We start from the raw sequence: 9,786 nt of genomic DNA, 5'->3' as shown, positions 1-9,786 counted from the left end.
CCGGAGTTGGTCGGACCGCCCTCGCGGCGCAGGTACGGGCGGCCGCCCGGCCCGACGACGACCGTGGCGCGCTGGCCCTCGCGGCGCAGGCACGCCGCCTGCGCGTCGACCTCCCCGCGCAGCCGCACCCGCTCGGGATCCGGCAGCCGGAACGGCCCGGCCGCACGCGCGTCGATCCGGTCGGTGGCCGCGCCGGGCCCCAGCGAGACGTCGACTGCGAGGGGGTCGACGACGGCCGTGGGGCGCGCCGGCAGCGGCTGCCGGCCTGGCGCCGAGTCAGCGATCCGGGCGCCGCCCTCGGTCGCCAGCGCGACCCGCTGGCCGCTCTCCCGGGCCAGCTCGCGCACGGTCCCCTCGACGCCGTCCCAGCGCGGGTGGCTCGCCGCGTAGCCGAGCAGCGCGTCGTTGATCCGGGCGTCGCGGGCGAGCGTCCGGCCCTGCCGCTGCCGGATCTCGCCGGACGTGCCGCGCGCCGCCAGCCACGCGGTCGCCACGATCGAGCACACCGCGACCAGCACCGAGCCGGCGACCAGCCGGACGAGCAGGCTATGGCGCACGGTCGCCGACCAGCTTGTACCCGACGCCGTACACGGTGCACAGCCGGACCGGCCGCCCCGGCTGCGGCTCGATCTTCTTGCGCAGGTTCTTCACGTGCACGTCGACCGTGCGCTCGGTGATGAAGCGGTCGAAGCCGTGCAGGTGCTCCAGGAGCTGCGCGCGGGTGAAGACCCGGCCCGGCCGCGCGGCCAGCGCCTCCAGGATGCGGAACTCCGCGGGCGTGCACTCGACCTCGCGCCCGTCCGCGAGGACCGTGTGCCGTTCGAGGTCCACCGTGATGCCGCCGACCCGGTACACCTGCTCGCCGCTCCCCCGCCCGGTGCGCCGCAGCAGCGTCCGCACCCGGGCCATCAGCTCGCGCGGGCTGTACGGCTTGGTGACGTAGTCGTCGGCGCCGAGGTCGAGGCCGCGCAGCAGGTCGTCCTCCGTCGAGCGGGCGGTCAGCATGAGCACCGGGACGTCGGACTCGGCGCGCAGCCCGCGGCACACGTCGAGGCCGTCGATCCCCGGCATCATCACGTCGAGCAGCACGAGGTCGGGGCGGCGCGCGCGGGCCTCGTCGAGCGCGGCCCGCCCGTCGTGGACCACGACCACGGAGTGCCCCTCGCGCAGGAGATAGCGGCGCAGCAGCTCCGCCTGCTTGGGGTCGTCCTCCGCGACCAGGACATTCGCGCACATGGCACCCGAGCGTAGCCAAACCATGATCGGCACCACGGGATCATCACATCGGCCTCACAGGTTCTTCACACTCCTCGGCCAGCATCTCGCGGCATGCGCCAAGTCAAGATCCACACCGGTGCCCTGCTCGCCGCCGGACTGATCGCCGGGCTCGCCGGCTGCGGCTCGTCGGACAACGGCGGCTCGGGGGACGGCCCATCCGACGCGGGCCGGCAGGCGGCCGCCGCCGAGCCGCAGGGGTCAGGGCGGCAGGGCGGTGCCGAGATAGCGACCGTGCGCGGCCGCCGGATCGCCGTGCACAAGAGGAAGGGCGACGGCGCGACCTGGAAGACGCTGTCCAGCCCCAACGCGATGGGCGCCACCCGGGTCTTCCTCGTCGACGCCAAGGACGGCGAATGGCTCAAGGTGCTGCTGCCGATCCGGCCCAACGGCAGCACCGGGTGGGTCAAGGCGTCCGACGTCAGCCTGTCGTCGACGCCCCACCGCGTGGAGATCGACCCGAAGGCGTTCACGTTCACCGTCTTCGACGGCGGCAAGGTGCTGCGCACCGGCAAGGTCGCCACCGGCGAGGGCGGCACCCCGACCCCGGCCGGCCGCTTCTACTTCACCGAGCTGCTCCGGCCGCCGAACCCCGACGGCGCCTACGGCGCGTACGCCTTCGGGCTGAGCGGCTTCTCACCGACGCTGAAGACGTTCGCCGGAGGCCCCGGGCAGCTCGCCGTGCACGGCACGAACAAGGCGTCGGCGCTGGGCAGCAGGGTCAGCCACGGCTGCGTGCGGGTCAGCAACGACGACATCACCTGGATGGCCAAGAACCTGGCGATCGGCACTCCTGTCGTCGTCAAGAAATGAAACAACGCCGAGAGGAACATCGATGCACCTGAAGACCCTCATCGCAGCCGTCGCGCTGGGCGTCGGCCTGGCCGGCACCGGCATGGCCACCGCCGAGGCCACCACCACCCCCAGGCCGGGCAACCCGGCCGCCACCCCCAGCCCGACCACCCCGGCCGGCACCCCCGCCCCGACCACCCGGCCCGGCACCCCGGCTCCGGCCCCGACCCCGACCCGGAGGCCCGGCGGCCGGCCGATGCCCAGCAACGCGCCGGTGCCCATGCCCTCCGGCAAGCCCATCCCCAAGGTGCCGAACTACACCGGCTGACCGTGACCGCAGGCCCGCACGTCTCCCGTCGTGCGGGCCTGCCGTCGTAGAGGCTCTAGATAAATTCCAGGGGGCGGACGGTGTAGTCGGACGGGATGTCGTCGTGCATGGCCTCCACAGGGCGTTCGGGAGCCGTCTCCTCCAGGAGGGCGGCGCGGCGGACGCGGTCGGTGCGGAACACGCGTCTGCCGCCCCGCATGCGGCACCAGGCCGTGAGGTACCAGCCGTCGCCGGACGCGGTGAACGTGACGGGCTCGACGTCGCGCTCGGTTTCGGCGCCCGTCCGGTCGACGTAGGTCAGGCGGACCACGCGGCGCGTGCGGATGGCCTCCTCAAGCACGGCCGGCACGGACGCCGGGTCGTCCTTCTCGGCGGGGGTCAGGAACCGGACGCGCTGGGCCAGCTCGCGGGCCGAGGCGCTGTCGGCGGCCGACATCGCGGCGACGATCTTGTGGAGGGCGGTGCGGGCGGCCCGGGAGTACGGGGAGCCGCTCGCCCGGGACAGGGTGATCGCGAGGGCGACGGCCTCGGCGGGGGTGAAGTTCAGCGGCGGCAGCGTCCGGCTCTTGTCGAGCGTGTAGCCGCCGCCCCGGCCGACGTCCGCGAAGATCGGCACCCCGGCCTGCTGGAGGGCGCCGATGTCGCGCTCGATCGTGCGGACGCTCACCTCGTACCGCGCGGCCAGCTCCCGCGCGCTGACCCGCCGCGGGGCGCGGGCACGCAGCTCCTCCACGAGGGCGTACAAGCGGTCGGTGCGGTTCACGCGCCGACCGTACGCGCCGGGTCCGACAGTCAGAGGGCGCGGAGGAAGCCGATCACGGCCTCGTTGACCTCCGCGGGGCGTTCCTGCTGCGTCCAGTGGCCGCATCCGGACAGCCAGACGGTCTCGCGCAGGTTCGGCACGAAGTCGCGCATGGAGGCGACGGCGTCGCGGGCGCCGACGGCGACCAGGTCGCGGTCGCCCGCGATGTAGAGGGCGGGCGGGCCGATGGGGGCGCGGTCCCAGGCGGCGGTGAGCTCCCAGTTGCGGTCGAGGTTGCGGTACCAGTTGACCGGGCCGGTGAAGCCGCTCTCCGCGTACTCCTCGACGTAGGCGGCGATGTCCTCGCCGGTGAGCCAGCCGGGCAGCTTCTCCGGGTCGGGGAGGCCGTCGAGGAAGCCGCCGCCCTCCGGGGCGATCAGCGGCGGGCACGGGCCGTCGCCCGACACCCCGTACAGCATGCGGCGGAACGTGGCCGCCCGGTCGCGGTCGAGTTCGGCCTCCGGGACATCCGGCTGCTGGAAGTGCACCATGTAGAAGCCGTCGCCGAACAGGCGGCGCATGGACTCCACCGGCGGCCTGCCGCTCCGCGGGCGGTGCGGCACCGACATCCCGACCACGCCGCGCACCTTGTCGGGGCGCATCTGGGCGACGGCCCAGGCGACGGGGGCGCCCCAGTCGTGGCCGACGACGACGGCGCGGTCGGCGCCGAGCGGGCCGACGAGCCCGACCGCGTCCGCGGCCAGGTGCAGGATCGTGTACTGGCCGGGATCGGCGGGGCCGCCCGTGCGGGCGTAGCCGCGCTGGTCGGGCGCGACGGCGTGGAACCCCGCCTCGGCGAGCGCGGTGAGCTGGTGCCGCCAGGAGTACCAGCATTCGGGGAAGCCGTGCAGGAGGAGCACGAGGGGCCCTTCGCCCGCCTCGGCGACGTGCATGCGCAGCCCGCTGTCCGACCGGACGAAGCGGTGCCTGATCTCGTGCATCCCTACTCCTCGCGGCGTGGTCGGCCAGTGCGGGCCAACGGTAGCCGCCCCGGCGAACGCTCGGGACACGAGAGGAGGAAACGGCCGAATCAGGCGCACCCATACCGTCCGGCGGTGGATTGTGTGCGCGGCCCACATGGGAGGGCGGCCTCACGATCCATAAGTTCTGCGCATGACGAGCGTGACACCGCGGGCGGACGCGGGGACTTCGGGGACGCTGGACCTGGCGGGCCGGCGCGCCCTGGTCACCGGCGGCGCGAGCGGCATCGGCCGCGCCTGCGCCCGGCGGCTCGCGGCCGCGGGCGCCGAGGTGGTGGTGGCCGACATAGACGGGGACGCGGCCGAGCGGACCGCCGCCGAGATCGGCGGGGTCCCCCTGCTCGCCGACCTGGCCGACGTGGACGCGCTCGACGGGCTGGCCGCCGGCGCGGACATCCTCGTCAACAACGCCGGGATCCAGTACGTGGCGCCGCTCCAGGACTTCCCGCCGGACACGTTCGCGCGGATCCTGCGGCTGATGGTCGAGGCGCCGTTCCGGCTGGTGCGGGACGCGCTGCCCGGCATGTACGAGCGCGGCTGGGGCCGCGTCGTCAACATCTCGTCCGTGCACGGGCTGCGGGCCTCGCCGTACAAGTCGGCCTACGTGACGGCCAAGCACGGCCTCGAAGGCCTGTCCAAGGTGATCGCGCTGGAGGGCGCCCCGCACGGCGTGACGTCCAACTGCGTCAACCCCGCCTACGTCCGGACGCCGCTGGTGGAGAACCAGATCGCCGACCAGGCGCGCACGCACGGCCTGCCCGAGGACGAGGTCGTCGAGCGGATCATGCTCGACCACGCGGCCGTGAAGCGGCTGATCGAGCCGGACGAGGTGGCCGAGCTCGTCGCCTACCTGTGCTCCCCGCCCGCCTCGATGGTGACCGGCGCGTCGCTGGCACTCGACGGCGGCTGGACGGCGCACTAAGAATGACCCGTATGACCTGCGGAGTCTTCCTCGAACTGCTGGCCCGGGAGGCCTCCCCCGTCGAGTTCGAGGGTCCCCTCGTCCAGGCGCGGGCGGAGGGCGCGCCCCCGGCCGTCCTGGAGGAGCTGGAGGCCACGAAGATCGCCGCGCTGCGGGTCCGGACGATCATGCGGCGGCACGCCCGCCGGGAGAACGAGCTCGCGGCGCTGTTCGACACCGCGGGCGACCTGGCCGGGCTGCGCGACCTCGACGCGGTGCTGGAGGCGATCACCCGCCGCGCCCGGCGGCTGCTGAACGCCGACATCGCCTACCTGACGCTCAACGACGACGAGCGCGGCGACACCTACATGCGGGTGACCGACGGGTCGGTGTCGGCGGCGTTCCGGCGGCTCAGGCTGCCGATGGGCACCGGTCTGGTCGGCCTGGTAGCGCAGACCGCGATGCCCTACAACAGCGCCCACTACCTGGGGGACGCGCAGTTCGAGCACCGCGGGTTCATCGACGACGCGGTCGCCGAGGAGGGCCTGGTCGCCATCCTCGGCGTGCCGATGCGGCTGGGCAGCCGGGTCATCGGGGTGCTGACGGCCGCGAACCGCAGCCAGCGCCCGTTCGACCAGGAGGAGGTGGCGCTGCTCGGCTCGCTCGCCGCGCACGCCGCGATCGCCATCGACAACGCCCGCCTCCTGGAGGAGACCCGCACCGCCCTGACCGAGCTGAGCGCCGCCAACGAGGAGGTCAAGGCGCGCAGCGCGGCCGTGGAGCGGGCGGCGCGCGCGCACGACCGGATGACCGCCGTGGTGGTCCGGGGCGGCGGCGTGGAGGACGTCGGCGCCGTGGTGACCGAGTTGCTGGGCGGCACCCTGCACGTCCTGGACGCCGACGGACGCAGGCTCGCGACGACCGGCGCCGCGCCGGAGCCCCTCGGCGACGACGAGCTCGGCGGCGTCTCGGCCTCGGCGCACTCCGCGCGCGCCCAGGGCCGGACGGTCAGGCGCGGCGACCTGTGGATCGCCTCGGTCTCCACCGGCGACGAGATGCTCGGCACGCTGGTGCTGCGCACCGCCGACGAGGTGGACGACGCCGACCAGCGGATCCTGGAGCGGGCGGCGCTCGTCACCGCGCTGCTGCTGCTGTTCCAGCGCAGCGCCACCGAGGCCGAGGGCCGGGTGCGCGGCGAGCTGCTGGACGACCTGCTGACCGGCCGCCGGGCGGGCGCCGAGGCGCTGACGGCGCGGGCGCGGCGCGTCGGCGTCGACCTGGGCGCCCCGCACGTGGTGCTGTGCGCCAAGTACGACTCCCGCGAGCACCGGCCCCGCGCGGCCTTCTGGGCGTCGTCGTTCGCGGCGGTGGAGCACGGGCTGGCCGCCTCGCGGGCGGAGGAGGTCGTCCTGCTGCTGCCGGGCGACCGGCCGGGCGAGGCGGCGAGGCGGGTCGCCAAGGAGCTCGGCGCCTCCCTCGGCGGCCCCGCCACGGTCGGCGCGGCCGGCCCGGTGCGCGGCCCGGGCGAGGTCGCCTCCGCGCACCGGGAGGCGCAGCGCTGCGCCGACGCGCTGCTGGCCCTCGGGCGCCGCGGCGACGGCGCCGGCGCGTCCGAGCTCGGCTTCGTCGGCCTGCTCATCGGGGACGACCGCGACGTGACGGGCTTCCTCGGAAGCTCGCTCGGTCCCGTCCTCGACTACGACGAGCGGCGCGGCACGGCCCTCGTCCAGACCCTGGAGGCCTACTTCGGGACGGGCGGCAGCCTGTCGCGGACGGCCGAGCGGCTGCACATCCACGTCAACACCGTGAGCCAGCGCCTCGACCGCATCGCCCGGCTCCTCGGCGACGACTGGCAGACCCCCGAGCGGGCCCTGGAACTCCAGCTCGCCCTGCGCCTCCACCGTCTCTCCCGCTGACACCGTCTCTCCCGCTGACGCCATGCCCGGCTAGGGCGCCGGAGACCGGCCCGTGGAGGGACCGCTCGCCGGGAGATGCGGCGGGGCCACACGGGCCTGACGGGCCAGAAGATCGGTGAAGGCGCCGGTCAGATGGTCGGGACGGGTGCGGGTGTAGGCCGTCAGGACGCGGCGGATCGGGGGATCCGCGCGGAGGGCGGCGCCGTCGAAGCTCGGCGGGATGATGTTGGCCGGGACCAGGGCGGGGCCGAGGCTGGCGCCCAGCAGGAGCGCGGCGGAGGTCTGCTCGGCCCGGACGGCGGCCTGGGGGTGGAACCCCGCCTGCGCGCAGACCCGGTCGAGCAGGTCGGCCAGGCCGTTCTCCGGGGAGTAGTGCACCCAGGCATGGCCGGCGAGCTCGGCGAGGGCGAGGGTTCCGGTCGGGCTCGCGGCGAGGGGGTCGTCCGCGGGGAGCACGATGGCGAACTCCTCGGTGCCCAGTTCCTGGACGGGCCCTTCCCAGCCGACCGGGGCGGGGCCGACGGCGAGGTCCGCGCGGCCCGCGGCCATCGCGGCCTGAAGGTCGTCGGTGTGCGGGTACTCGCGGAGCCGGATCCGCACCCCCGGGTGCCGCCGCCGCCAGGCGCGCAGGACCGGCGGGAGGATGCCGAGGCTGACGGAGTAGATCACGGCGACCTCCAGCTCGCCCTCGTCCAGCCCGGTGGAGCGGCGGGCCGCGGAGTGCAGCCGGACGGCCTCGGCGAGCGCGGCGCGGGCGTGCGGCAGGACCGCACGGCCCATGGGGGTGAGCCGGACGGAGCGCGGGAGGCGTTCGAGCAGCGCGCCGCCCAAAGCGGTCTCCAGGGCCCTGATCTGGTGGGAGAGCGCGGGCTGGGTCACGTGCAGCCGTTCCGCGGCACGGGTGAACGAGCCGGTGTCGACCACGGTGACCAGGTACTCGAGCTGCCGCAGCGTTGCCATGAGCACAATTTATCGCTTCGGTAGAAAACAAGCCTTGGACTAATAGGCACTGTTCAGGTCAGAGTTGGGGTGTCGCCGATAAGCGCGTCGACCGCCCGGCCTTGCCACTCGGTCCCGCAATCCCGGCATGACCCCGACCAGTCCAAGGAGCAACACCATGTCTTTCCGCAACGCCGTCCCCGCAGCCGACCCGCACGCCTGGCCGTGGCGGCTGGTCGACCCCTCGCCCGACCTGGTGAAGCCCGGGGCGCTCACCGTCGACCGCTCGATCGGCGAAGAGCGCGCCCGGCTCGAAGTCCACCTGGCCCAGCGGCTGTACACCTTCTGGAACACCGGCCGGCAGGAATACCTCGACGCCGCGGTCGGCCCGGAGTTCGAGGACAACACCCTGCCCGCCGGACGTCCGCAGGGTCCCGCGGGGCCGGTGTTCGCCTCGAAGGGGTTCCGCGCCGCCGTCCCCGACCTGACCTGCGAACTCGCCGACGTCCTGGTCACCGGCGACAAGATCACCGCGCGGCTGGTCTTCCGCGGCCACTTCACCGGGGCCTTCAACGGCGTGCAGGGCACGGGCCAGAAGGTCGAGTTCAACGCCATCGACATCCAGCAGGTGGGCGCCGACAGGATCGTCCAGGACTGGCACATCGAGGACAACGCGACCCTGATGGCCCAGATGGGCGTCGACCACTGACGCCGCTCGGCCGGTACGCCCCCGCTCCGGCGGCCGGCGCCCCGCGACGGCGCGCGGCCCGCCCCTTCGGGAGGGGCGCGCCGCGCGTCGTCGCCGGGGCGGGCGTCAGACGGAGGCCTCGACCTTGGTGTCCTTGTTCTCGGGCGCGGGCCGGGCGCGGGACGTGCGGGCCGCCACGAGGTCGCGGGCGGTGCCCCAGACGCCGCGGCGGAACAGCAGCACGACCACGATGAAGATCGCGCCGGTGATGATCCCGGTCTCCTCGAACCCGGCGGTGGCCAGGTAGTCGTTCAGCTCCACGATCAGCGCGGCGCCGATGGCCCCGCCCCACAGGGTGCCGATGCCGCCGAGGACGACCATCATCACGGCCTGGCCCGAGGTCGTCCAGTACACGCCCTGCAGGGACGCGAAGCCGTGCCCGACGGTGAACAGGCCGCCCGCGAGGCCCGACAGGGCCGCCGACAGGACGAAGGCCAGCAGCTTGTAGCGGTCGATGCTGTAGCCGAGCGCCCGCGCCCTGTTCGGGTTGTCGCGGATCGACATCAGCACCCTGCCGAAGGGGGAACGGACGATGCGCCAGGCGACGAACATCCCGACCAGGATGAACGGCAGCGCGGCGTAGTAGAAGAAGAACGGGTCGGACAGGTCCACCCCGAACAGCTCCCGGGGGATGCCCTGCAGGCCGTTCTCGCCGCCGGTCGCGTCCCTCCACTGGTTGGCGATGAAGTAGACCATCTGTGCGAAGGCCAGCGTGACCATCGCGAAGTAGATGCCGCGCAGCCGCACCGACAGGAAGCCGATCGGGACGGCGAGGGCGGCCGCGAAGGCGGCGCCGCCCAGCACGGCCACGGGGAACGGCAGCCCGGAGTGCAGCGCGATCAGGCCGGTGGCGTACGCCGAGCCGCCCCAGAAGGCCGCGTGCCCGAACGACAGGAGCCCGGTGAAGCCGAGCAGCAGGTCGACGGCGGCCGCGAACAGCGCCCAGCAGACGATGTCCAGGGCGACCGGCGGGTAGACGAACCAGGGCAGGACGAGCGCCGCCACGAGCCCCGCGGCCAGCAGGACCGGCCGTCCGGCCAGCTTGGAGAGGATCACGAGATCTCCTCGGCGGTCACAGGATCTCCGGCGGTCACAGGATCTCTCG

General features: G+C 74.2%; 10 protein-coding genes and 1 pseudogene. 5 read left to right on the top strand and 6 right to left on the bottom strand.

From position 1 onward, the window contains the following. Together AB0K37_RS20265 and AB0K37_RS20260 are read right to left on the bottom strand one after the other, a co-directional pair. Positions 1-557: pseudogene (locus AB0K37_RS20265) on the bottom strand (two-component sensor histidine kinase); the annotation flags it as partial. Continuing rightward, positions 547-1,236, bottom strand: coding sequence for a response regulator transcription factor (locus AB0K37_RS20260; RefSeq protein ID WP_363983166.1), 690 nt, complete (start codon positions 1,234-1,236; stop codon positions 547-549). The pseudogene AB0K37_RS20265 and the gene AB0K37_RS20260, both read right to left, overlap by 11 nt. A gap of 93 nt (positions 1,237-1,329) precedes the next feature. Here AB0K37_RS20260 and AB0K37_RS20255 point away from each other — a divergent pair, with 93 nt between their 5' ends. Next, positions 1,330-2,088 (top strand): L,D-transpeptidase, encoded by a 759-nt coding sequence (locus AB0K37_RS20255; protein WP_363983163.1) that lies wholly within the window; start codon positions 1,330-1,332, stop codon positions 2,086-2,088. Between the two features lie 22 nt (positions 2,089-2,110). Then, entirely contained in the window at positions 2,111-2,395 is a 285-nt protein-coding gene (locus AB0K37_RS20250) for a hypothetical protein (protein WP_363983160.1), read from the top strand. Between the two features lie 55 nt (positions 2,396-2,450). On the opposite strand, the gene AB0K37_RS20245 is transcribed toward AB0K37_RS20250, so the two are convergent. Together AB0K37_RS20245 and AB0K37_RS20240 are read right to left on the bottom strand one after the other, a co-directional pair. Then, positions 2,451-3,158: a YafY family protein gene (locus tag AB0K37_RS20245; protein WP_363983158.1), complete on the bottom strand. Its 708-nt coding sequence runs from the start codon at positions 3,156-3,158 to the stop codon at positions 2,451-2,453. A 29-nt stretch (positions 3,159-3,187) separates the two neighbouring features. Further along, positions 3,188-4,138, bottom strand: a complete 951-nt coding sequence (locus AB0K37_RS20240; protein WP_363983155.1) for an alpha/beta hydrolase — start codon at positions 4,136-4,138, stop codon at positions 3,188-3,190. 172 nt (positions 4,139-4,310) lie between these two features. Between AB0K37_RS20240 and AB0K37_RS20235 the strand changes: the two genes are divergently transcribed. Next, positions 4,311-5,099: a 3-hydroxybutyrate dehydrogenase gene (locus tag AB0K37_RS20235; protein ID WP_363983152.1), complete on the top strand. Its 789-nt coding sequence runs from the start codon at positions 4,311-4,313 to the stop codon at positions 5,097-5,099. An 11-nt stretch (positions 5,100-5,110) separates the two neighbouring features. Next, positions 5,111-6,994, top strand: a complete 1,884-nt coding sequence (locus AB0K37_RS20230; RefSeq protein ID WP_363983149.1) for a GAF domain-containing protein — start codon at positions 5,111-5,113, stop codon at positions 6,992-6,994. A 30-nt stretch (positions 6,995-7,024) separates the two neighbouring features. Here AB0K37_RS20230 and AB0K37_RS20225 read toward each other — a convergent pair whose 3' ends face one another. Beyond that, the gene (locus AB0K37_RS20225) at positions 7,025-7,954 is read right to left on the bottom strand and encodes a LysR family transcriptional regulator (RefSeq protein ID WP_363983146.1); all 930 of its coding nucleotides are present in this window, start codon (positions 7,952-7,954) and stop codon (positions 7,025-7,027) included. 157 nt (positions 7,955-8,111) lie between these two features. Between AB0K37_RS20225 and AB0K37_RS20220 the strand changes: the two genes are divergently transcribed. Beyond that, positions 8,112-8,642 carry an ester cyclase gene (locus AB0K37_RS20220; protein ID WP_363983143.1) on the top strand — a complete coding sequence of 177 codons (531 nt, stop codon included), beginning with the start codon at positions 8,112-8,114 and terminating at the stop codon, positions 8,640-8,642. 105 nt (positions 8,643-8,747) lie between these two features. On the opposite strand, the gene AB0K37_RS20215 is transcribed toward AB0K37_RS20220, so the two are convergent. Next, entirely contained in the window at positions 8,748-9,737 is a 990-nt protein-coding gene (locus AB0K37_RS20215) for a branched-chain amino acid ABC transporter permease (RefSeq protein WP_363983140.1), read from the bottom strand. Positions 9,738-9,786: the final 49 nt, after the last annotated feature.

This window comes from Actinomadura sp. NPDC049753, from assembly GCF_040674655.1.
In the GTDB taxonomy this organism is placed as follows: Bacteria; Actinomycetota; Actinomycetes; order Streptosporangiales; family Streptosporangiaceae; genus Spirillospora; species Spirillospora verrucosospora.
Note: the sequence above shows the minus strand (reverse complement) of the source record. Positions and strands in the feature narration are given on the sequence as shown.

Bases quoted from the DNA above. Each gene is read 5' to 3' on its own strand.
- AB0K37_RS20240 (WP_363983155.1), bottom strand. From the start codon at position 4,138: ATGCACGAGATCAGGCACCGCTTCGTCCGGTCGGACAGCGGGCTGCGC.
- AB0K37_RS20255 (WP_363983163.1), top strand. From the start codon at position 1,330: ATGCGCCAAGTCAAGATCCACACCGGTGCCCTGCTCGCCGCCGGACTG.
- AB0K37_RS20250 (WP_363983160.1), top strand. From the start codon at position 2,111: ATGCACCTGAAGACCCTCATCGCAGCCGTCGCGCTGGGCGTCGGCCTG.
- AB0K37_RS20225 (WP_363983146.1), bottom strand. From the start codon at position 7,954: ATGGCAACGCTGCGGCAGCTCGAGTACCTGGTCACCGTGGTCGACACC.
- AB0K37_RS20230 (WP_363983149.1), top strand. From the start codon at position 5,111: ATGACCTGCGGAGTCTTCCTCGAACTGCTGGCCCGGGAGGCCTCCCCC.
- AB0K37_RS20220 (WP_363983143.1), top strand. From the start codon at position 8,112: ATGTCTTTCCGCAACGCCGTCCCCGCAGCCGACCCGCACGCCTGGCCG.
- AB0K37_RS20260 (WP_363983166.1), bottom strand. From the start codon at position 1,236: ATGTGCGCGAATGTCCTGGTCGCGGAGGACGACCCCAAGCAGGCGGAG.
- AB0K37_RS20235 (WP_363983152.1), top strand. From the start codon at position 4,311: ATGACGAGCGTGACACCGCGGGCGGACGCGGGGACTTCGGGGACGCTG.